The sequence below is a fragment of the Rhizobium sp. P1_B8 genome (assembly GCF_056406515.1).
In genome coordinates, this window is the sequence record NZ_JBFTZZ010000052.1 from 1 (window position 1) to 20614 (window position 20614).

23 protein-coding genes and 1 pseudogene are annotated in these 20614 nt (G+C 59.7%); 12 read left to right on the forward strand and 12 right to left on the reverse strand.

The window, feature by feature from the left end:
* Both AC1D2N_RS34860 and AC1D2N_RS34865 read left to right on the forward strand, forming a co-directional pair.
* Positions 1-293 (forward strand): glutathione S-transferase family protein (locus AC1D2N_RS34860; protein ID WP_477982906.1); only part of this gene is annotated, 293 nt, incomplete at its 5' end.
* 348 nt (positions 294-641) lie between these two features.
* Positions 642-1454 (forward strand): alpha/beta hydrolase, encoded by an 813-nt coding sequence (locus tag AC1D2N_RS34865; RefSeq protein WP_130651956.1) that lies wholly within the window; start codon positions 642-644, stop codon positions 1452-1454.
* Between the two features lie 233 nt (positions 1455-1687).
* On the opposite strand, the gene AC1D2N_RS34870 is transcribed toward AC1D2N_RS34865, so the two are convergent.
* Entirely contained in the window at positions 1688-2620 is a 933-nt protein-coding gene (locus tag AC1D2N_RS34870; RefSeq protein ID WP_130651955.1) for a LysR family transcriptional regulator, read from the reverse strand.
* A 121-nt stretch (positions 2621-2741) separates the two neighbouring features.
* Between AC1D2N_RS34870 and AC1D2N_RS34875 the strand changes: the two genes are divergently transcribed.
* The 4 genes from AC1D2N_RS34875 (at position 2742) to AC1D2N_RS34890 (ending at position 5671) form a co-directional block, all read left to right on the forward strand.
* On the forward strand, positions 2742-3434 hold the full coding sequence (locus AC1D2N_RS34875) for a type 1 glutamine amidotransferase domain-containing protein (protein ID WP_130651954.1): 693 nt from the start codon (positions 2742-2744) through the stop codon (positions 3432-3434).
* Between the two features lie 28 nt (positions 3435-3462).
* Positions 3463-3714, forward strand: coding sequence for a hypothetical protein (locus tag AC1D2N_RS34880; protein WP_130651953.1), 252 nt, complete (start codon positions 3463-3465; stop codon positions 3712-3714).
* A 136-nt stretch (positions 3715-3850) separates the two neighbouring features.
* Positions 3851-4789 carry a sialate O-acetylesterase gene (locus AC1D2N_RS34885; RefSeq protein ID WP_018449553.1) on the forward strand — a complete coding sequence of 313 codons (939 nt, stop codon included), beginning with the start codon at positions 3851-3853 and terminating at the stop codon, positions 4787-4789.
* A gap of 339 nt (positions 4790-5128) precedes the next feature.
* Complete coding sequence (locus tag AC1D2N_RS34890) at positions 5129-5671, forward strand: BA14K family protein (protein ID WP_130651952.1); 543 nt, start codon at positions 5129-5131, stop codon at positions 5669-5671.
* A 164-nt stretch (positions 5672-5835) separates the two neighbouring features.
* Here AC1D2N_RS34890 and AC1D2N_RS34895 read toward each other — a convergent pair whose 3' ends face one another.
* Entirely contained in the window at positions 5836-6582 is a 747-nt protein-coding gene (locus tag AC1D2N_RS34895) for a glucose 1-dehydrogenase (RefSeq protein WP_018241058.1), read from the reverse strand.
* 107 nt (positions 6583-6689) lie between these two features.
* Between AC1D2N_RS34895 and AC1D2N_RS34900 the strand changes: the two genes are divergently transcribed.
* Entirely contained in the window at positions 6690-7034 is a 345-nt protein-coding gene (locus tag AC1D2N_RS34900; protein WP_130651951.1) for an ArsR/SmtB family transcription factor, read from the forward strand.
* A gap of 111 nt (positions 7035-7145) precedes the next feature.
* Here the strand turns inward: AC1D2N_RS34900 and AC1D2N_RS34905 are convergent, their stop codons facing one another.
* Both AC1D2N_RS34905 and AC1D2N_RS34910 read right to left on the reverse strand, forming a co-directional pair.
* Positions 7146-7547, reverse strand: coding sequence for a DUF4440 domain-containing protein (locus AC1D2N_RS34905; protein ID WP_477982910.1), 402 nt, complete (start codon positions 7545-7547; stop codon positions 7146-7148).
* A 137-nt stretch (positions 7548-7684) separates the two neighbouring features.
* Positions 7685-8572: a LysR substrate-binding domain-containing protein gene (locus AC1D2N_RS34910; RefSeq protein ID WP_130651950.1), complete on the reverse strand. Its 888-nt coding sequence runs from the start codon at positions 8570-8572 to the stop codon at positions 7685-7687.
* Positions 8573-8689: 117 nt separating this feature from the next.
* Between AC1D2N_RS34910 and AC1D2N_RS34915 the strand changes: the two genes are divergently transcribed.
* Both AC1D2N_RS34915 and AC1D2N_RS34920 read left to right on the forward strand, forming a co-directional pair.
* Positions 8690-9394 carry an SDR family oxidoreductase gene (locus AC1D2N_RS34915; RefSeq protein ID WP_047619375.1) on the forward strand — a complete coding sequence of 235 codons (705 nt, stop codon included), beginning with the start codon at positions 8690-8692 and terminating at the stop codon, positions 9392-9394.
* A 91-nt stretch (positions 9395-9485) separates the two neighbouring features.
* On the forward strand, positions 9486-10055 hold the full coding sequence (locus AC1D2N_RS34920; protein ID WP_130651949.1) for a pyridoxamine 5'-phosphate oxidase family protein: 570 nt from the start codon (positions 9486-9488) through the stop codon (positions 10053-10055).
* Between the two features lie 73 nt (positions 10056-10128).
* Here the strand turns inward: AC1D2N_RS34920 and AC1D2N_RS34925 are convergent, their stop codons facing one another.
* Together AC1D2N_RS34925 and AC1D2N_RS34930 are read right to left on the reverse strand one after the other, a co-directional pair.
* Positions 10129-10386, reverse strand: a complete 258-nt coding sequence (locus AC1D2N_RS34925) for a GlsB/YeaQ/YmgE family stress response membrane protein (protein WP_018449565.1) — start codon at positions 10384-10386, stop codon at positions 10129-10131.
* Positions 10387-10553: 167 nt separating this feature from the next.
* On the reverse strand, positions 10554-10772 hold the full coding sequence (locus AC1D2N_RS34930) for a hypothetical protein (protein WP_130651948.1): 219 nt from the start codon (positions 10770-10772) through the stop codon (positions 10554-10556).
* 510 nt (positions 10773-11282) lie between these two features.
* Here AC1D2N_RS34930 and aac(6') point away from each other — a divergent pair.
* Entirely contained in the window at positions 11283-11735 is a 453-nt protein-coding gene (gene aac(6'), locus AC1D2N_RS34935; RefSeq protein WP_130651947.1) for an aminoglycoside 6'-N-acetyltransferase, read from the forward strand.
* Positions 11736-12031: 296 nt separating this feature from the next.
* On the opposite strand, the gene AC1D2N_RS34940 is transcribed toward aac(6'), so the two are convergent.
* From AC1D2N_RS34940 to AC1D2N_RS34965, 6 genes and pseudogenes are all read right to left on the reverse strand, one after another.
* Positions 12032-12412 (reverse strand): cupin domain-containing protein, encoded by a 381-nt coding sequence (locus tag AC1D2N_RS34940; RefSeq protein WP_245484446.1) that lies wholly within the window; start codon positions 12410-12412, stop codon positions 12032-12034.
* Positions 12413-12755: 343 nt separating this feature from the next.
* A complete protein-coding gene (locus AC1D2N_RS34945; RefSeq protein ID WP_130651946.1) occupies positions 12756-14366 on the reverse strand; it encodes a DUF1254 domain-containing protein in 1611 nt (536 codons plus the stop codon).
* A 459-nt stretch (positions 14367-14825) separates the two neighbouring features.
* The gene (locus AC1D2N_RS34950; RefSeq protein ID WP_130651945.1) at positions 14826-15614 is read right to left on the reverse strand and encodes a transglutaminase domain-containing protein; all 789 of its coding nucleotides are present in this window, start codon (positions 15612-15614) and stop codon (positions 14826-14828) included.
* A gap of 104 nt (positions 15615-15718) precedes the next feature.
* Positions 15719-16000: pseudogene (locus AC1D2N_RS34955) on the reverse strand (hypothetical protein); the annotation flags it as partial.
* Positions 15984-18416, reverse strand: a complete 2433-nt coding sequence (locus tag AC1D2N_RS34960; RefSeq protein WP_130651944.1) for an arylsulfatase — start codon at positions 18414-18416, stop codon at positions 15984-15986. The pseudogene AC1D2N_RS34955 and the gene AC1D2N_RS34960, both read right to left, overlap by 17 nt.
* 444 nt (positions 18417-18860) lie before the next feature.
* Positions 18861-19472: a TetR/AcrR family transcriptional regulator gene (locus tag AC1D2N_RS34965; RefSeq protein WP_018241043.1), complete on the reverse strand. Its 612-nt coding sequence runs from the start codon at positions 19470-19472 to the stop codon at positions 18861-18863.
* Positions 19473-19609: 137 nt separating this feature from the next.
* Here AC1D2N_RS34965 and AC1D2N_RS34970 point away from each other — a divergent pair, with 137 nt between their 5' ends.
* Positions 19610-20008 (forward strand): RidA family protein, encoded by a 399-nt coding sequence (locus AC1D2N_RS34970; protein ID WP_130651943.1) that lies wholly within the window; start codon positions 19610-19612, stop codon positions 20006-20008.
* A 331-nt stretch (positions 20009-20339) separates the two neighbouring features.
* Positions 20340-20614, forward strand: a 275-nt coding sequence (locus AC1D2N_RS34975) for a PepSY domain-containing protein (protein WP_477982916.1), incomplete at its 3' end; no start/stop codon positions are given.

A 20614-nucleotide genomic window follows, 5' to 3' on the forward strand; every position in this document is an offset into this window, starting at 1 on the left:
CAACGCTGTGGTTTGAAACCTTGATCAAGCCGTTGTTCGGCGGGGAGCCTGACGTCGCCGTGATCGAAGATGCGAAGACGAGTTTTCGACTCCATGGTCGCGTGCTCGACGATCATTTGGCCAAGAACAGCGTCGCCGTCGGGAAGACACTGACTGTGGCAGACTTCGCATTGGCGGGTGCACTTCCTTTTGCAACCGCCGCCGGGATTCCAGTCGCCGAGTTTCGGCATATCCAAACGTGGTACGGACGGCTTGAAGAACTGGATGCGTGGCGAAACCCTTTCCCGGCCTAAGAGGGCATGGGCGAAGGCCCCTTTTGCCAGGGTGAAAGGCGTTGGCGGCACTCCTCCTTTGTCGCCGAGGCTACATCGATCCGGCCAGGCAAGTTCAGCGATCGACCCCTCTTCGACGCTGAAGATGGCAGCTCATGCATTCGCAGGGCGCCAATGCGGATAGGTGCCATAGCCGGTGAGCGCACCCTCGGCATGCGGTCCGGTTCAGATGCGGCGAACAGACGAGCCTCTTCTCCATAGGATCGCTTTGTGCCTATATTGCCGCTGCGCTGAGCACACCACGCCGCAACCGGCCGCGGTTGCCGCATCGCGTTCTGGTCATTGCCAAACCGGCGGGTACAGTTTGTCGTGAGCGCTACAAGGTACTTGCTGATCTTGCCGCTGATGGCGGTCTTCGCCTACGTGGCGCTTGTGGGTCTGATCTATCTGTCTCAGCGAGCCCTGCTTTACCCCGGAGCCGGCGCCACACCTGTTCCGGAGCACGCGAGTTGGGGCGAGACGGTCCACATCCAGACGCACGACGGAGAGATGCTTCAGGGACTGTACAGCCAGGGCGACAGCGACAAGCCCTGCGTGCTCCTCTTTTTCGGAAACGGTGACCGCCTCGACAATTACGCGTTTCTCGCCCAGGCGCTGACCACACGGAGGATTGGATTGCTGGCGATTTCCTATCGCGGCTATCCCGGATCGACCGGCTCACCCAGCGAGCAGGGCCTGCTGACAGACGGGATCGCCGCGTTCGACTGGCTTTCGGCACACGGCGGAAGCGAGATCATTGTGCTCGGCCGGTCACTTGGCACTGGCGTCGCCGTGAATACCGCCGCGAAGAGGCCGGCCGCGGGCGTCATTCTGGTGTCTCCGTACCTGTCGGTACTGTCGGTTGCGCAGACGCATTATCCGTTCCTCCCGGTCGAGGTTCTTCTCAAGGATCCCTTTCGCTCGGACCTCAACATAGGCAAAGTAGGACAACCGAAGTTATTCCTCCACGGCCGGCTTGACGATAGCATCCCGCTTTCTTCAGGGCAGGCGTTGTACCGCATCGCACCCGAGCCCAAGCGGATGTTGATCTATGACGGTGCGGGTCACAACGATATCTTGAACGACAGAATGGTCGGTGACGTCATCCGTTTTGTGGAAGCGCTGAAAGGAAACCGGCCCTAAATCCCGTCACGGACGGGAGCGGTTTCCCGGTCCTAGTGGGAGGCAATGCCCGGGAGCGGCTCGCGAGGCGACCAGAGTGGATCCTCGGATCAGGCCCCGAGGAGGACGGAGCACGCGGTGGCGTCTGCAGCAGGAACAGCGACGTATCCCCACATAATCGGGTGCCATCAACACCGATTTTTGCCCGGCAATTTCGCCCATGAAGGCCTCGCCGAGGTCTCGAACACGCGTTTTCAGTGTCCAGCCACCGCTTCTGCCGCCGCAGCGCCGGAAACATCCTTTGCCACCTCTGATATCAACGACCTCAGCCACCGATGAGCCGGGTCGTTTCGATAGCGGACATGCCATGCCAGCTCTACCGGAAAGCTGCCGAGATCGACCGGTGCGGGCAGGACTTTGAGACGCGGGTCGCGGGCAAGGCGCTGACAGATCAGCCGGGGCAGTGTCGCGCAATAGTCAGTGACGGCCACCATTTCCGGGACCGCCAGGAAATGGGTGACGGAGACCGAGACGTCGCGCCGGAGACCGGCCTGCTGCAGCATCTGGAACAGGCCGACGCGCATCCGGCCGGGCGGAAGCACGTTGACATGCCGCATCCGCTGATACTGTTCCTCGGAGATGCTTTCGGCGATCTCGGGATGATCGCTGCGCACGACGCAGGCCAATCCATCATCCATGAGATGCTGCACGACCATGTTATCAGGCGGCTCGACGATCCTGCCGAGCACCATTTCCGTCGCCCCTGAAATCGCGCCGGTCTCGGACAGATCATTGCCGAAGGGCGTCAGGCGAAGCCTGATCCCGGGAGCGCATTCGCGCAGCCGCGCCACGATCACCGGCATCAGGACAAACTCGACGTAGCTGTTGGGGGCGATGGTGAACTGCCGTGTCGCCCGCGCCGGATCGAACGCCTGCTGACCGAGAATGACGTCATCCAGGCTCGCCAGGGCCCCGCGGATCACTGGAGCAAGGGCCTGCGCCATTTCAGTCGGCTTCATGCCATAGCGCTCGCGGATGAACAGCGGATCGCGCAGCGTCTCGCGAAGGCGGTTCAACGCATTCGAGACGGCCGGCTGCGTCATGCCCAGTTGTTCGGCTGCGCGCGTGACATTGCGCTCTTCCATGAGCGCCACGAAGACAGGGAGAAGGTTGAGGTCATATTTCATCCAGATATATTGCCGAACGCATACCTGAAATCAAAGAAATAAATTTCCGGAATGAGAATGGCCGAGGCATGATCCCCTCATCGACAGCAACCGATCACATCTGTCTCGAAAGGATCTCCAGATGAAAATCCTCATGGTTCTCACCTCGCACGACCAACTGGGCGACACCGGCCGGAAGACCGGCTTCTGGCTCGAAGAGTTTGCCGCCCCCTATTATGCCTTCCTCGAAGCCGGCGCCGACGTCACCGTCGTATCGCCCAAGGGCGGACAGCCGCCTCTCGACCCGAAGAGCGACGAACCGAGCTTCCAGACCGAGCAGACCCGTCGCTTCCATGCCGACCCGGATGCCCAGGCCGTGCTCGCCTCGACCGTAAAGCTCGCTTCGGTCTCCCATGAAGATTACGACGCCGTGTTTTATCCGGGTGGCCATGGCCCGCTTTGGGATCTGGCGGAAGACAAGAATTCGATCGCCCTCATCGAATCGCTCTATCAGGCCGGCAAGCCCGTCGCCTTTGTCTGCCACGCACCGGGTGTGCTGCGCCACGTCAAGGCTGCCGACGGCACGCCGCTGGTTCAGGGCAGACAAGTCACCGGCTTCAAGAACTCCGAGGAAGACGGCGTCGGTCTGACCCAGGTGGTGCCGTTCCTGGTCGAGGACATGTTGAAGGAGAATGGCGGCATCTATTCCAGCGGCGACGACTGGTCGTCCTATGCCGTCCAGGACGGCCTGCTGATCACCGGGCAGAATCCCGGTTCATCGGTGGAGACCGCCGGCATTCTGCTCGCGGCCGTGACGGCGGCAAAGGCCGCCTGACACACGGCGGCTGGTCGGGGATCAACCCATGACCAGCCGCTTTGTTATTCGCGTTGCGGCCATACTCAGAGCTTTCCCTTGCCAGCAGTTCGCGGTCCGCTGGAGACCTGCCCCGGCGCGCTTTATCGCGCGTATGATCGGCGGCCCGCTGTTTTATCTGGACCCGCCCTATTGGGATGGACGCGCAACGAGAGTTTCTCCATGGAACTGCAGGCTGCACAGCAGGCACGATCTCTCACCCAACCGGATTATTGAAATCACCGGTCCGGTCTATATTTGAGCAGACTTCGGCGACGCCACGCGAACTAGTCGTGGAATGGGCTCGATCTTCGCGACGAATTCTCTTTTTTAAAGATCATGCCCGAGGCAAGCAGATGTGGCGGTGTGTCGTCGGATGACGCTTGAAAGTCAACGGCATGCGCAAAACAATGGCAGTCGGCCTTGCCGCCTTGATCGCCATGTACTTTCTCGGCGGCATGAGCGCGAGACATGAGATCTTTCCTTGGCCACAACTTTCCGCGCTGAGGACAATGGTTGGCGGAGAGAAGGCGGCGGCTCCAAGCCGTTATGCTTTCGACGACAAGGAACGACTCATCGGGGATGAATCAAAAACGCTTGTGACCTGCCCGACTCAAACTGACCGAACTGCTGTCTTACTCGTTCTTGGTCAATCGAACGCGGCCAACGACGGTGGACAACGGCACAGGTCGAATTATGGCGCTCGCGTTGTAAACGCCTTTGACAAACGGTGCTTCATCGCCGCCTCGCCACTTCTTGGATCGACCGATACCAAGGGAGAGTACTGGACGCTTCTTGGGAACAATTTGATCGCATCGGGACAAAATGACAGCGTTATCCTCGCACCTCTCGCATATTCCGGATCTGAGGTCGCACGATGGGCGAAAGGTGGTGACCTCAATCCTGTGCTGGTCGATACCGTGAAACAACTTCAGGATTCCGGTTATCGGATAACGAGCGTCCTCTGGGTGCAAGGAGAGAAGGACCTCGTTATCGGCACCACTGCGGAGACCTATCAGGAATATTTCATGTCGATGGTTGACACGTTGCGTCAGCACGGCGTCGAAGCACCCGTCTACATTTCGATCGCATCGAAATGCCTCGAACCGAGCAACGGCGGCTTCAAGGAGCATATTCCGGACAATGCGATAGTACGGGCGCAACTGGCCCTGTCAAAAAGCGGCCACGGTATCCGAGAGGGCGTAAATTCTGACGCGTTGCTCGATGGAGACGACCGCTACGACGATTGCCATATCGGGGGCACAGGCGCGGAGAAAATGTCGGAGGCCTGGTTGAACCTTCTGCGCGGCGATCGCCGCCTGGAAACCTCGGGATAGTCTTCCTAGAACCGGTTTTCGCGCCTTCGCGAGCTCGGCCTCGGGCTCTGTCCGGTATTCGACACCTTGTCACTATCGGCCGGTGATAACAGCGCTTTGCCGGCGTCTCCGACGAGCTCCGCGTCGCATGATTCAGGGAGCGTGCATCGGCTCCTATGAGATGACGAGGGCGGAGAATGCCTTCGCCGGGAGCCTCCTTCGAAGAAAGCTGCCCTGCTCATGCATAATTCCTCGAATCAAAGTCGATTTTAGAGTAAAATCGATCAGTTTACCTAGAGGGCTGAAACGTCCTTGCGCGCCGACTTCGGCGCGCGGTGCTGTAGAAGGAAAGATGAGCCAATGAAAAGGTTAGCAATCGTTACCCTGTCGCTGGTGACGGCGCTGACGAGCGTCCCGCCGGCCATGGCGTTTCCCACCGTTGCCGTGCCGAACATCGAAGGCGCACAGGCGCAGCCGGTCCAGTACAGACATCACGGCGGCGGCCATGGCGGCTACTACCGGCATGGCGGCTACTACGGGCATGGACACCACGGTAGTAACAACGGCTGGGCCTGGGGACTCGGCGGGCTCGCGGCCGGCGCAATCATCGGCGGAATGCTGGCGCAGCCGTATTACGGCCAAGGCTACTACGGTCAAGGCTACTACGGTCAGGGCTACTACAATCGGGGTTACTACGGCCAGGGCTATTACGGATCCGCCTATTACGGTGCTCCGCGCTACTACGGGTCGACCCTGTACCGTCCGCGCTATTACCGCCAGGCCTATTATGGCGGCAACGGACATACGAGCTGGTGCTATGCGCGCTACCGGTCTTACCGGGCCTACGACGACACGTTCCAGCCCTATTACGGTCCGCGGCGGGCGTGCGTCTCGCCCTACTAAGGCATGTCGCGCAAAAGTGCGCAGCGGTTTTGCGACAACGACATGCGTAAAAACAAAGACCTAAAGCGCGACAAGCGAATCTGAAAGATCGCGACGCGCTTTAGCAGTTTAATTCAGAACAGGATTTCAGATCTGAGGCCGACCCGGCCTCAAATCATCCAGTTCTAGCGGAAACCGCCGCTGGCGGCCAATCGTTCGCCGGTCAGCCAGCGGGCATCGTCGGAAGCGAGGAAGACAGCGACACCGGCGATATCGTCCGGCTGGCCGGTGCGGCCGAGCGGCGTCTGGGCCACCAAAGCCTGCTCGAAATCCGAGCCGATGACGCCGGCGGAGTGCGTGCCCTCGGTCTCCACGATCCCCGGCAGGATGGCGTTGACGCGGATCTTGCGCGGGCCCAGTTCCTTGGCAAGCACGCTATTGATGCCCTCCACGGCGCCCTTCGTGCCCGTGTAGACTGAAGAGTCTGGCGGCGCCAGGCTGGTGACCACCGACGAGATGTTGATGATGCTGCCGCCCTCGCCGAGATGCTTGGCCGCGGCCTGGGTGGTCAGCAGAACGCCCAGAACATTCACGTCGAACATGCGACGATACTGTTCCTCGGTCACCTCACCGATTGGTGCGAATTCATAGACGCCGGAATTGTTGACCAGTACGTCGAGCTTGCCGAACTCCCTGACCGCAGCATCGACCAGTCCCTGGGCCTCGCCGGCTTTCGAAACATCGCCCTGCACCGCGATGGCTTTGCCACCGGCCGCACCGATCGCCTCAACGACGGCGTCCGCGCCCGCCTTGCTCGAAGCGTAGTTGACCACCACTTGCGCACCCTCTGCTGCGAGTGCCTTGGCAATCGCAGCGCCAATGCCTTTGGAGGCGCCCGTCACCACAGCGACCTTTCCTGTGAGCTTAGCCATTTCTCGTTCCTTCCGATCTGGACAGCCGCCGGGATTGGCTAGCTTGTTCCATAGTTCGGAAATTCGGAACTGTTGATCTCATTGTCAAGGGACGCTATATAAAATTCATGAGACCGCTCTTTCACCCAGCCTTGGAGGACATCAAGCCCGAGGCGATCCTCTATGCGCTGTCCGATCCGGAGCGCGTTACCATTTATGCAAAGCTTGCCGGCGCCAGCAGTGGCGGGACGTGCTCTGCGCTTGCCGATCTCGGCGACCGCGTCATTCCAAAGTCGTCGCTGTCCAACCATTTCAAGGTGCTGCGCGAGTCCGGGTTGATCATCAGCGAGCGCCAGGGTGTGGAGATGCGGAATCAAACGCGCTGCACCGAGCTGGACGAACGCTTCCCGGGCCTGATCAAGGCCATTCTGACGGCTTACGGCCAGCCTCCCGGGCAGCCGAAGACGGACTGATCGCCCCTAGAGCAGCATAGTCCAGTCTAAGCAAAACTCGTCCTGGGGCAATGATCGCTTGTGGCGCGATCCGGTCTTAATCGCTCGGCTGTCGTGCCCGAAGTATCCCGCTCACTGTTCCGTCCCCAACAAGCCGTAAGATTTGGTGGGCCCATGCTGGTCGTCGTTTAGAGAGCAAATTCGGATGCGCCACACTCTGTCACTACCCCGCTGCCAGACGGCCAGGGAATTTCCTCGAACTTTCCCCCCGTCCTCGGAGTATGCATTGAGGGTCCACGCTGTGTCATTCGATCCTCCCGATTGGAGAACTTGCAACTTCTTGTCCGGCACTCCCCCATGGGTCCACTCTTGGTGAAGCGCCTCTATCGCTTCGCGGCCAAAAGCAGGAGCCGCGTAGGGCGAATACAACTGAGCATCGAGAGTGAACATTGCGGCGCAAGCCGCCGCGTCCCCTGCCCGATAAGAGGCTGTCATGCGATCCATCAAATCTTGAAAATCCGGCAACGGATCCATAAAGCGAGCCCAAACCTTAAATGAACGAAACACATCATACCATCGTTTCGAACCGACCAAAGCTGTTTGGCCTTGGTCTGCTGTTGGCGCAAACCTGCCGCAGTTGGTCCATTCCTTGACCGATGGCTGTGCGACCGTCAGGCCAGCGCCTGTGACCGCAGCCAGTCCTGAAGCTTGTCCACCGCTTCGGACTTCCGATATCGCGGCTTCACCAGATAGAAGTGCGAGCGCGCCCTGAGGGCGCCGTCGAAGACTTGCCTCAGCCTGCCCGCCTCGATGTCGGTCGAGACGAAAGCGCGGGTCGCCACGGCGATGCCCTGTCCGGCGATGGCAGCTTCGATCGCGTGCGATGTCTGTGAGAAGCTGATGCCCCGAAACAGCGTGGGATCACCGCCGCCGAGGAAGCGATCGATATATTCGGGCCAGGAATTATGGGCATCGTGAAGCAGCGTGTAGTTCGAGAGTTCTTCCGCGTTGTTGGGCTCGGCGCCCTCGGCGACGAGGCTTGGATTGCAGACGGCAATGATCTCCTGCTCGAACAGCAGCTCGGCGGCGAGGCCGGGACCGAAGGGAGGGCTGCCATATCGGACGGCGAGATCGACGCCGTCGACCTGGAAGCTGGAAATGCGGTCCGTCGCCAGGATGTGGAGATCGAGATCGGGATGTCTCGAGGTGAAATCCGGAAGACGCGGGATCAGCCATCTCGAGGCGAAGGTCGGTGTCGTGCTGACCACCAGTTTGACCGGCTGAGGCTTCAGGTTCGCCGTCGCGTTTGCGAGCAGTTCGAAGGCGCGCCTGACGTCGGCGACGTAGCTTCGCCCCTCGCCGGTCAGCGCCAATGACTTCGGCAGGCGCTCGAACAATGTCACCCCGAGTTCCGCCTCAAGCCCCCGCACGTGCTGGGCAACAGCTCCCTGGGTGACGCCGAGCTCTTCGGCCGCCAGCCGGAAGTTCAGATGACGTGCCGCCACGTCGAAGGCCTTGAGGCCGTTGAGGGAGGGAAGATTGCCGATGGACATGGACACTCGATAGTTTTTCTACTGCGACATGTCACGAAAACTGGTTCGCTCTCGCTTGAAGCCCATGGTATTCGAAGGATCAGAGCCCGGCAATGGGTGCAAAATCTGGCAGGGAGAGCGACGATGGCAGTAGAAAAGGTAGCGATCATTACGGCTGGCGGCAGTGGCATGGGTGCGGAAGCCGCGAGGCGGCTTGCGGCCGATGGCTTCAAGATCGCCATCCTGTCCTCATCAGGCAAGGGCGAGGCGCTTGCCACCGAACTGGGCGGCATCGGCGTCACCGGCTCGAACCAATCCAACGACGACCTCAAGCGCCTGGTCGACGCATGCATGGAAAAGTGGGGTCGCATCGACGCTCTCGTCAACAGCGCAGGTCACGGTCCCCGTGCGCCGATCACCGAGGTCACCGACGAACAGTGGCATACCGGCCTCGACGTCTATCTGATGAACGTCATCCGTTCGGTTCGCCTCGTCACGCCGATCATGCAGGCGCAGAAGTCGGGCGCAATCGTCAATATCTCCACCGCCTGGGTGGCTGAACCGTCGGCGATGTTCCCGACCTCGGCCGTCTTCCGCGCCGGGCTCGCCGCCTACACCAAGATTTACGCCGATACCTATGCAGGCGACGGCATCCGCATCAACAACGTGCTGCCAGGCTGGATCGACAGCCTGCCGGCGACGGAGGAGCGCCGCGACAGCGTGCCGATGAAGCGCTACGGCACCAGCGCCGAAGTGGCCGCGACGATTTCCTTCCTCGTTTCCGAAGGGGCGGGCTATATCACCGGCCAGAGCCTCAAGATCGACGGCGGCCTTACCCGGTCCGTCTGACAGTACCGTTTTCAACGCCAAGGAGAACAGCGATGTGCTGCGACTACGTCAAGGCCGGCGAGATAAGAGACGCCGAGGCGGAGGCGAGACAGTGACCCTCGCCGAGGTCGATGCATCGGCCTGGGCCGAGCTGGAAGGTGCTGTCGCCGATCCTCAGTCGGCCTTCCGCTACCTGAACCTATGCTCGGTCGATGCCGGCGGCCGGCCGCAAGCCCGCATGGTGGTGCTGCGGCGCGCGGATGCGGCGCGACGCGTCCTGGAAATCCATACGGATGTCAGAAGCCCGAAATGGCAGGAAATATCGGCCAACCCTCGGGTCACCCTCCTCGGCTATGGCCCGCAGCCGAAAGTGCAGCTTCGCCTTCAGGGATCGGCCGAACTCCATGGACCGGCAAGCGAACGCGCGACTGAAGCCTGGAGCCTGCTGCCGCGATCGACGCGCAGTACCTATATGGGTGGGCCGCCGGGCGACGAAATCGGCGAGCAGCCGGCAAGCGAGGCAGCGGACGCAGACGCCGATGGATGGGCCTTCTTCGGGGTGCTGATATTTCAAGCCGAGACGCTGGACTGGTTCCAGCTGCGCCACGCCGACAACCGACGCGCCGTGTTTGCCTACGACAATCTGGGCACGCTGACCTCCTCCCGCTGGGTCAATCCGTGAACGCCGGACGACCACGCGTGAGCGCGCGAAAACGCGATGAAGGCGGCCGGTTTGCGGGCCGCCTCCTGTTTGATCAGGCCGTGCGTCTGACCATTCTCGCAATGGCTATCAGGATGCAGGCTCCGATGAAGCCCGCGATCAGATAACCCAGCCAGCCGCCAAGGGCGACGCCGAAGAGCGACAGGATAAAGTTGGCGACGATGGCGCCGACAATACCGAGAACGATGTTCATCAGCACGCCCATGTTGCTCTTCATGAGCATTTCGGCGAGCCAGCCGGCAATGCCGCCGATGATGATTGCGGCGATCCAGCCGATACCTGCACTTTCCATAGCAATTCCCCATTGTGAATGATTGAGCGGCCGGCGCCGGCTATCATGTCTCGCCGATCGAGCTAAACCGATGGCCAAGCGACAACACTATAACCCTCCGCCGCGCCAGTTGGTTCCATAAGCCCGCGCCCCAAAGCGGTCGTGTGCCCCGCGTGATCTGGTTCAGGTCACCTGTCGGCCGCCGGCCAATCATTCGCAGGCTCCTCTATGACGGCAACGTCGTCGTCCGCAGGGTCGGGATCGCGCTCAAGGGCTGCGCGCAGATTGCCGATCTCCTTGATGATCGCATCGAAGACGTCCTGCTGCCTGGCCCCGGCCACAACGCAGTCGTCGACGAGATACTCCAGCTTCGCGCGAAGCCCGACCTTCCAATTATTCTTGCTCATACCTTCTCCTCCTCTGATCGATCCACGCGGAGCATGGCCGCTCGCGCGTTCCACCCGCTTTGATGGGCAGGCGGCGCGATGAGGTCGCGGCGAACGGGTAAGGTGCTCTCCTGGCGTTTCCGCCCGCACCGAGAAATCGGAAAAACCGGTGCGTTCACCATCTCCGTCACGTCCGATTGGCACGCCGCGACCTCGGCGGATTAACCGATAGCCGCAGCAACGGTTCCGCCCTGCCTGGACTCTTTGCGTCCGTGAAACCGTCTCGCCTTCACCTCTAGAGCCGATATGCAAGTCCGGCATTGATTTCGAGCCCGAGACCATGCCAAGGCAATCCCTAAAGTCCGCGGCTTCCCGGTCCAGCCCGGCATATTTCCCGCTGTGCGCGCGGCGGATTTGCGCCAATGGCAGACATTGCCGGCATCGCAAAACCGTCTATTCTGCGAGGTTGCAAAAGTCAGGAAAACAAGTGTCGCTTTCATCGGGATTTTCGCGACAAAAGAGAACCACGATATGGAATCGATTATCGAGATTGGGACCATAAAGGATGTTGAGTCGTGGGCGGAGCTTCGCGTTGCGCTGTGGCCGCATCACTCGCTCGAAGATCATCAAGCTGAGTTGGGCCGGGCGTTTCTTTCAGAAAGTGGAGAAGCCATCGCGTTCATCGCTCGAAATGCTGCGAATGAAGCTGTCAGGTTTGCTGAGGCCACTTTGCGACATGATTATGTGAATGGATGCAGCAGCTCGCCCGTTCTATTCCTCGAAGGGATTTTTGTCCGGCCCGTTGACAGGCGAAAGGGTATCGCACGATCGCTTTGCAATGCCGTTGCCGATTGGGGAAAGTCGCTTGGGTGTGTTGAGTTTGGCTCTGACGCGCCGCTTGAGAATTCAGCCAGCCACGCGCTCCATACCGCTTTAGGATTTGAGGAGACACAGCGCGTCGTGTTCTTCCGAAAGCCGCTGTAGGCCGGTGTTGCCCTTCCACGAGGATGGTTCGCCGCACACATCCTGACTTTTGCGACACTCCGGTCTTTCCTGAAAGCGTTCGAGGATTCTCGCCGCAAAACTCTGTCGCAAAAATCGTTGAAAAACTCGATGGATTAGCCGTTCATCTGGCCGTTTCGGCCCTTTTACTCAGCGAGTTCTCGTCCACGCTACGCTTATGAAATCGAAGCGCGTGACCCGGCAAGGTAGCGATGCCGATTGGCTTGCAGCTCGGCATGCGATCGCGCGACGGGGAAATGTTTAATTATAGACTCCGCTCATGGAAGCCAGCGCTGCACACGTTCAGTTGATCCGTCAAACGTTGCCTTGAAGACCGATGACGCAAGCACAGCACGCAAGTGAAGGATATCGGGTCCGATATTTCGGAAACCGTGTTTCCGTCGAGCGGGTATAATGAGGGAATGGTCGCCAGTTAAAATAAAACGTTCGTCATCGATCCACATCTCCGCTTCACCTGCGACAACGGTAAGTACTTCCTCCACCATATGCCAATGGGTCGGGGCTCCGACGGTTGGCGCTACCCATTGCTCAAATATGCAAAGCTGCCTTGCGCCTTTGCTGGCCGAGACATGCATCTGCGTCTTTACTCCTGCTCGCCAGTCTTCAAATGCTTGGTCCCTATGGGCAATGATCGTCATCAGAACATATCCTTTGGCAATCCAGAGTGGGTGGCCGACCCTTCATAGCAGTCTTCCGGGGGGTCAGTCATTCCTTTGCGACGCACTGGCGCTGCCTGTTTCCCTACCATCGCTGAGCCCGTCCACTCCCGCTACAACAAGAGTGAATCACGGTCCCGAGCGCCGACCAATGGCGGACTTTTTCAACAGTATCGGCCGAAAGCAGCCCCATCGCCCCATCATCATCCAATGGCAAAAGTAAACCGACGACCACAGATCGAGCCTGTGCCGCTCGGCATGTTTTTAGAAAGACCGGCATGGGCCGGCTTTTCCGAGTCCGGCGCTTCAATGTCGACCCCAGCCGTTATTTCACGGCTTCGATCTCGCTCAGCCGCCATTCTTTGGTGAAGAAGGTCTCAAGCGGACTGTAGAGCCGAAGGATCGTGAAGTACCCCTTTCCCGGCATGGTCTGAACCCAGTTCCCGTCTTTGACGCCCTCCGGCTTCTTTGGGCCGTAATACACGATTGTGGAGCCGTCATCCTCGGCGGATGCGGCGGGTGTCGGATAGCTCTGGCTGCCAGCACGCGGATAACGCTGGGGCGTTTGGAGCATCGACCGGGTCTGGTTGTCGTAGAGCGTGAATGACCAGAAAGCGGCTGCGGGAATGTTCGGCGGCAGCGTCACTTTGTAGGTCTTGGCACCATCAAGGTCTTTCTTGTCGGCGTCGAGGAATCCGATGAGATACTGCGAGCCGACGCGTGGAATGCGCATGATCATGCCTGGAGAGTCGAGGGTGTAGGCGTAGTAGAACGCGGTCTTCGAATCGAGGGTCCGCGCTCCGGTCGACGGAAGCGGTTCGAACTTGCCGTCTTTGGTAAATAGTGGCGGGGGCGTCTCGAAGTTGGCGCCACCCTGCCAGAGCATGTTCGTCCATGAGGAGCCCGGATAGTAGCTCCAGCCGTGAGCTTCATTCGGCCGCCAATTCAACACACGCCCTGCCGCGTTTCCGACTTTTGCGGCATCGGTCAGTATCTTCTTCATGCGGTCGTCCGGCTTGAATTCCTTACCCTTCACAATGCCAATCGCCGCCAACTGCCCTGCAAGCTCGGGATTGTAGGAGGTGGCGGGTTCGTCCTGAATATTGGCGTCGATCATCGCGAAGAACGAGTCGTCGGTCGGCGGGATGGTGTTGAACGATTTTCCGCTCGCTTCGACGAATTTCGTCTCGGGAATTGCCGGCCCCACTTCCAGTTTGACGTCGCCCTGGAGCGCGGTCGCGATGCTCGTGCCAATGCCCCCTGGAGTGTAAGGGTATATCTTGAGCGATTTCTTGATCAGCTCGGCAGTGGGCTTCGGGTCGTTGTCGGTCAGAAAGGCCCGCGCCGCATACAGAACGCGGTTTGTCTTCGACCGCGCTACAAAAAAACCACCCTCGGGAAGTGGACCATCATAGGCTGGCGGTACGACCAGATATTTTCCGCCTTCGCCGCGGTCGGGGCCGGGAAAGCCGATGTCGACGACCCATTGAAACCACATATCGTTTATGGTGCCGAGCCCCTTCGGTGGTTGCTCGATCACCATCGGACCCTTCGTCAGATCGACGACTGCCATGTAATAGAGGGTGTCGGCGTTCGGGGTGAGGAACAGCGAATTCGAATCCATCAGTTCCGAATAGATGATGACGGAATTGTCCTCAGCACCCGCACTGATGAAACCCTTACGGATTGCATAGGCAGATGCGCCGCCGTAGCTGTTGAGGTAGGCGTCCAGAGCCCGTGTGAAATCCAGCGTGTCGTAAACCTTGTCGACGGTCTCGGCTGTTGGAGCGCCGTCGTTGAACTCAAGCATCCCGATACGGCTATCGACTTTGTCCGGCGTAACGAGGATTGGCGGCGTCGCGTCGGCTGCAGCGACAGGAATACCACCGAGAATAGTCGATGCCAGCAGCATCATTCCGGGGAGCATGCATTTCATGACACATCCCTTTCATCGATCTCAGAGATTGACGCATTTTCGCCGGCGGGCTTTCGCAGCGAGGCTTCCTGCGCGTCGAGCAAGATTTCAAAATTGGAGCGCATGGGGGAAACCGCAACGGGTAGATTACAGTACCGTGACCGTATCATACAGGTAGCATCCGGTCGCCCGCGGAGTGGATCGCTGTTGCTGGCCGCTCGCCGGAGTAACCACCTGATTTACGTGGGATCAGTCGGCACGGGCTTCAAGGAAAGCGACGCGTGGAGGTTGCGCGCGATGATGGACAAAGCGGTGCCCCGCCCGGACGCTTTGCATCCGTGAAACCGTCTCGCCTTCACCTCTCCAGCACGGCCTATTTCCTATTGCGCGCGCGGCGGCTTCGCGCGAATTGCGGTCATCAGCAAAGAGGGCCCAAAAGTCTTGGTCATGCAGAGCGAACGGGTTCTCGAATTGGCCGATCTACCAGTCTGGTGCAATCTCCACGAGCGGTTGATCCGGGCTTGCGGCTAAGGCGTCCAGTAACTCCAATTCACCGCCGATCACCGCGCGTTTGGGCTGAGGCGCGTCCCGCCAACGGTCCCAACTCGAAGTCTCGCGACCGTTCAGCACATAATGGTCGCGCAGCACGTTGATTTTCACGAACCACAGACCGGTAACGTTGCCATGCCCGAACGAAGCCGGGTCTGCTTTCGCTCGCCGGCATTCCAGCCACGCTTCTCCCGCCGACATGAAGGACTGGCGTGGCACATTGGCCGGAGCGAACGTGATTTGGTTCCTCTGCCGCAGCATCTGATCGATTTGGGGATCGCACAGGCACCATTCTGCAGCGCTGGAGTCCCAGTATTCGCATACCCAGTGATCTTCCCATCCATGGGAGAAATAAGCTGCAAAACCACAGCGCACACGGGCGGGAATTTCCCTGCATCGCAGAAAGGAGCAGAGCATCAGCGCGTAGTCGCGGCAGGTTCCGACAGACCGCTTGTCGGCCGACCGCGCGATGTTGAGAGGCCGTGGATCCCTTCTTAAGACGTCGTCCAAGCGCTCCGCGATCGGCAGTGTCGTTCGCGCCGTCGAATTCAGAATCGTCTCGTCAAGGCCATACTCTGTTATCCAATCAGAATGAACCAAGACGCCTTGAATGATTTGGATTAGAGCGCCAACCTCGGTCGGAAGTACAGCGATTGCACTGGCGTGACGACCTGGATTGGTCATTGCACTATACGGAATCCAGCGATCGACGCCTTCCATGTGTCTCTCCATCACACTGATTGGAGCACAGACTGAGTTGATTTTTGCGTAGTCAGCAAGGTCGGTAGCGGCTCGAGCCGGCACCTCGCTCAAATCTGTTTGATCTGCGGATCTTCGCTGGCGGCGATCCAGAGGGCCGCGTTGAGAGCGGCGGCGCTCAGCAACCGGGCCGCCGCCTCCGGCTCAAGCGGCTTGAGGATGCCTTGGGCGATCAGGCGCTCCACCGTGCTCTTGGTCACCTGCAGACAATTGTTCTGGCTCGACCATTGCGATGGATCGCCCAACACCGCCGGTCCGTCGAGCAGAACGATGCGCTGGACTTCCGGATTGAGCGCCATCTCGATCTGCCCGGCCATCCTCCTGCGCGCCCTATTTCGCCAGCCGATCCGGTCCGAGTTTGTAGGTCAGCTTGTCGATCGTCCCGGTGAAGTGGAACGGCAGCTGGTAGCTGTCGTCCACCGCCGAGCGGGTATCGCTCCCAATGTCGAAGGACTCGTCGATGGCCATGAGAAACGGAATGGTGTGAGGCATCGTCTTTTTAGCAAACTCCTTGCCATCCACCGTCATGATGCCGGTGCCCCCCTTGCCGGGGCCGGGACCGTCATACTTGAAGTCGAACACGACCGTGTGCTTGCCCGGCTCGAGCGCGCTGCCGCCCAACCAGTCTTCGGCCCCCACGCCGCCCTCCCAGCGGTAGCGCTCCAGATCGAGGAGGTTGTAAACGAAGACTGGCTTGCCTTTGAGCAGGTAGAGACCGTAGCCGCCAAAGCGGCCGCCCATGGTCGCAATCATACCTTCCGCGCCGCCTTCGGGGATCGTCACTTCGGCGGTTATCGTGTAGTCCTTGTTCATAATGCTCGGAGCATTGCCCACGGGAATGTTGGCATTCGCGCCCGAGTAGGTCAGCTCCGTTCGGCCGGCGACCGCGCTCGGTCGCGGGGTAATGGCGCGTGTGATGACCGTGTTGTCCAATGGCAAGACCTGGTATTTCGCGGCCTCCGCAATGAAGACCGCCTGCAGTGCCTTTAGCTTGTCAGGATTCTTGGCCGCGAGGTCGTTGTATTGCGAGTAGTCCTCGGTGAGGTTGTAGAGCTCCCACTTGTAATCGTTGACGTCGGGAAGCTTTGAAGCTCCCATGAGCCAAGGCGCGGCGGCCGGCGTCGTGCAGGCATACCAGCCGTCCTGGTAGATGCCGCGGTTGGCGAACATCTCGAAATACTGCGTGTCGCGCTTCGACGGCGCATTGGCATTCGCTTGGTCGAACGTGTAAGCCATGCTGATGCCTTCGATCGGCTTCTGCTTGATCCCGTTGACCACCTCAGGTGCCTTGATGCCCGTGGCCTCCAGGATCGTCGGAACAATGTCGATCACATGATGGAACTGGGTTCGAATGCCGCCCACGTCCTTGACATGGCCGGGCCAGGAAATGGCCACGCCTTGCCGGGTCCCGCCGAAATGCGACGCCACCTGCTTGGTCCACTTGAACGGTGTATCAAACGCCCAAGACCATGCCACCGACATGTGCGGATAGGTCTTGTCGGAACCCCAATCTTCATAATGCAACATCTGCTCGACTTCGGGGAGGGTCAGAATTCCGTTGTAGGCGGTCATCTGGTTAAACGTGCCCTCCAGGGTGCCTTCTGCGCTGGTGCCGTTGTCGCCGCTGATGTAGATGATCAGCGTGTTGTCGAGCTTGCCCATGTCCTCGACCGCCTGGATGACCCGGCCAATCTCATGGTCCGTATAGGCCACATAGCCGGCAAAGTTCTCTGCCTCGCGCGCATAGAGTTTCTTCTGCACCAGGGAAAGCGTCTCCCATTTCGGCAGGTCATCCGGCCAGGGTGTCAATTTCGTGTTTTCCGGGATGACGCCGAGCCGCTTCTGGTTGGCGAAGATTTGCTCGCGCAACTTTTCCCAGCCCATGTCGAACTTGCCTTTGAATTGGTCTCTCCACTCCGCCTTCGGCTGGTGCGGCGAGTGGGTGCCGCCCGGCACGTAGTAGACCAAGAACGGCTGGGCGGGTGCAGCCGCGTTCAGACTGCTCATGTACTTGATGGCCTCGTCCGCCAAGTCGGTGGTGAGGTTGTAGCCGGGCTTGCCAATCCATGGAAAAATCGGGGTCGTGTTTTGATAAAGGTAGGGCGTCCATTGGTCGGTCTCGCCGCCCATGAACCCGTAGAAATACTGGAACCCCATGCCAATCGGCCATTGATCAAAAGGGCCGGCCGCGCTGTACACGTAGGTAGGCGTGTTATGGTTCTTGCCAAACCACGAGGTGGCATAACCGTTCTCTTTGAGGATTTCGCCGATCGTGGCGTTCTCCAGACCGATGACGGAGTCATAACCGGGGTAACCAGTGGACAGTTCGCCGATCACCCCGTAGCCAACCGAGTGGTGGTTGCGGCCGGTGATCAGAGCCGCCCGCGTCGGCGAGCAAAGCGCGGTGGAGTGGAACTGTGTATAGCGCAATCCTGCCTGGGCGACGCGATCCATAGCCGGGGTCGAAACGACACCGCCGAAGGTGCCGGATACGCCATAGCCCTGGTCATCGGTCATGATAAGCAGCACGTTCGGCGCGCCCTTGGGTGGCGCGACCGTCGGTGGCCAGTAAGGCTTGGAATCCATGGCGCTTTCCTTGATCACGCCGCCGAACGGCACCGGCGGCGGCGGAATTTGTTTTCCGTCGATCGTGACGGTCGCGTCGGGCGATCCTGGAGTGCCAGTGATTTGTTGCGCATTTGCGCCGAAACAGCCGATCAGAATTGCCATGATCGCGGTCGATGCCATCGCAGTCGATTTCATCGTTCGGGCTCCTTAAAAGGGACGCTTGCCGAGTGTTTAACTATCGAGGATTTCTTGACGCGGGAGCAACGTAGTTACTGTAGTCTACGGGCGGAATTGGACCTGGCAGGCCGTTGAAGACGTCGCTCGCCCAGGCCCGCCGTGATCGTGATTCACTGTCTCCGGATTGCTTCGGAGAGCGGAATGCGAGGCTTCCTGCGCGTCGAGCAAGATTTCAAAATTGGAGCGCATTGGGGGAACCGCAACGGGTAGGTTACAGTACGATGACCGTCTCATACAGGTAGCATCCGGTCGCCGGCGGAGTGGCGCTATGGGTCCCCAATAGTTGCCGCTGGCACTGCTTCGGCTTTGCCTGCCGACAAAGCTGGAAAGTTGATCGGCACCGACCCGTCGCTGTGGTGGTTATTGCTGCCTGATGCCGGAATAGCCTTGGCCCTTCGCAGATCACAAGCGCTCCACCAGCAGACCTGCCGCCATGGCCTGAAATGCCTCGACCGCCTTCGGCAGCACGCTCTGCGGATCTTCGCTGGCGGCGATCCAGAGGGCGGCATTGAGAGCGGCGCCGCTCAGCAATCGGGCCGCCGCCTCCGGGTCGAGCGGCTTGAGGATGCCTTGGGCGATCAGCCGCTCCACCGTGCTCTTGGTCACCTGCAGGCAATTGTTCTGGCTCGGCCACTGAGAGGGATCCCCCAACACCGCCGGTCCGTCGAGCAGAACGATGCGCTGGACTTCCGGATTGAGCGCCATCTCGATATAGGCCGCACCCTCGGCGAGCAGGCCCTGCCAATCTTTGCCTGCGCGCGCGCCAATCTCTTGAGCGCGCACCGCCATCTCAGTGTCGATCTGATCGACAACTGCCGCCAGCAGCCCGCGCTTGTCCTGGAAGTTGTGGTAAAGCGCACCCCTTGTCAGACCGACGTCGGCCGTCAGCTCATCCATGGATGCTGCAGAGTACCCCTTTTCCGCAAAGGCCTTCCGCGCCGCCGCGATCAATTTGACGCGGTTTTCCTGCATCGTTTCGCTGCGCTTCCTGACCATTCCATCCCTCAATTTCATATACGAAGCGTATATGGACTTGACATGCGCTCGACATGCCGCATATTTCACATACGAACCGTATACCAAATTGGACGCGAGATGTGAAGCTTTCCCTCGTGCTCATCGGTCGTTGTCAACAATGAAGAGAGATCAGAATGACCCAACGCGAAGCAATCTTTCCCGCCAACCGGCACGCCCTTTACGAAGAGCACGGCTATTCCGCCGCGATCCGATCCGGCGATCTGCTGTTTGTATCCGGACAGGTCGGCAGCCGCCCGGACGGAACACCCGAACCCGATTTCGAACGGCAAGTGCGGCTGGCCTTCGAAAACCTGAAGGCCACGCTGAGTGCCGCCGGCTGCACGCTGGATGATATTGTCGATGTCACCAGCTTCCACACCGATCCTGAAAACCAGTTCGGAACGATCATGGCCGTCAAGCAGGAGATTTTCAGCAAGCCACCCTACCCGAACTGGACGGCCCTCGGCGTCAACTGGCTCGCCGGCTTCGACTTCGAGATAAAGGTCATCGCCCGTATTCCTGGAAGTCACTGACATTGCCGGGGCCGCATCCGTCGCCGCACGCAGTGCCGGCAGGAGAGCGGCCCGGCGCTGCCACCCCCTGGGATATTTGACAGAAACACAACTTTAAGAGTTAGAGGATCGGCCTCACACCGAGAGGCTTCCTCAAGCCGCCCGTGGATCGCCGGTTACCCCTCTGTTATTGCCTGCTTACATTGCCTCGGCGCCGCAAAGAATGACCCCGTAGCGCGCCGCTTTGCCATATATTTAGAAAAATCAACCGCATAATCTCTGGGAACAAAGATCTCCCCTGCGTGTTTTGACCGCATGGATCTCATCTGATCCGCAAATGGAGAAAACACACATGAAGAAGATCGTCTTCGCGGCGGCAATTCTCGGCGCGTCTGCCTTTGCAGCCTTTGCCCAAACCACACCCGCTCCATCCAAGGATGGAAATACACCTGCGGTTGCAACCCCGGACAGCAAAAACCCGACTGCGCCCGTTGAGGGCGCCAATAGCTTTACCGAAGCTCAGGCGAAGGATCGCATTGCGGAAGCGGGCTACACCGACGTCAAGGATCTCAAGCTCGATGACAAGGGGATCTGGATGGCCTCCGGCATGAAGGACGGCAAAGCCGT

Excerpts from the sequence above, each read along its gene's own strand:
- AC1D2N_RS34870 (WP_130651955.1), bottom strand. The coding sequence starts at position 2,620 with ATGAAATATGACCTCAACCTTCTCCCTGTCTTCGTGGCGCTCATGGAA.
- AC1D2N_RS34875 (WP_130651954.1), top strand. The coding sequence starts at position 2,742 with ATGAAAATCCTCATGGTTCTCACCTCGCACGACCAACTGGGCGACACC.
- AC1D2N_RS34880 (WP_130651953.1), top strand. The coding sequence starts at position 3,463 with ATGACCAGCCGCTTTGTTATTCGCGTTGCGGCCATACTCAGAGCTTTC.
- AC1D2N_RS34885 (WP_018449553.1), top strand. The coding sequence starts at position 3,851 with ATGCGCAAAACAATGGCAGTCGGCCTTGCCGCCTTGATCGCCATGTAC.
- AC1D2N_RS34890 (WP_130651952.1), top strand. The coding sequence starts at position 5,129 with ATGAAAAGGTTAGCAATCGTTACCCTGTCGCTGGTGACGGCGCTGACG.
- AC1D2N_RS34895 (WP_018241058.1), bottom strand. The coding sequence starts at position 6,582 with ATGGCTAAGCTCACAGGAAAGGTCGCTGTGGTGACGGGCGCCTCCAAA.
- AC1D2N_RS34900 (WP_130651951.1), top strand. The coding sequence starts at position 6,690 with ATGAGACCGCTCTTTCACCCAGCCTTGGAGGACATCAAGCCCGAGGCG.
- AC1D2N_RS34905 (WP_477982910.1), bottom strand. The coding sequence starts at position 7,547 with ATGGATCCGTTGCCGGATTTTCAAGATTTGATGGATCGCATGACAGCC.
- AC1D2N_RS34915 (WP_047619375.1), top strand. The coding sequence starts at position 8,690 with ATGGCAGTAGAAAAGGTAGCGATCATTACGGCTGGCGGCAGTGGCATG.
- AC1D2N_RS34925 (WP_018449565.1), bottom strand. The coding sequence starts at position 10,386 with ATGGAAAGTGCAGGTATCGGCTGGATCGCCGCAATCATCATCGGCGGC.
- AC1D2N_RS34930 (WP_130651948.1), bottom strand. The coding sequence starts at position 10,772 with ATGAGCAAGAATAATTGGAAGGTCGGGCTTCGCGCGAAGCTGGAGTAT.
- AC1D2N_RS34940 (WP_245484446.1), bottom strand. The coding sequence starts at position 12,412 with ATGACGATCATTGCCCATAGGGACCAAGCATTTGAAGACTGGCGAGCA.
- AC1D2N_RS34945 (WP_130651946.1), bottom strand. The coding sequence starts at position 14,366 with ATGAAATGCATGCTCCCCGGAATGATGCTGCTGGCATCGACTATTCTC.
- AC1D2N_RS34950 (WP_130651945.1), bottom strand. The coding sequence starts at position 15,614 with ATGGAAGGCGTCGATCGCTGGATTCCGTATAGTGCAATGACCAATCCA.
- AC1D2N_RS34960 (WP_130651944.1), bottom strand. The coding sequence starts at position 18,416 with ATGAAATCGACTGCGATGGCATCGACCGCGATCATGGCAATTCTGATC.
- AC1D2N_RS34965 (WP_018241043.1), bottom strand. The coding sequence starts at position 19,472 with ATGAAATTGAGGGATGGAATGGTCAGGAAGCGCAGCGAAACGATGCAG.
- AC1D2N_RS34970 (WP_130651943.1), top strand. The coding sequence starts at position 19,610 with ATGACCCAACGCGAAGCAATCTTTCCCGCCAACCGGCACGCCCTTTAC.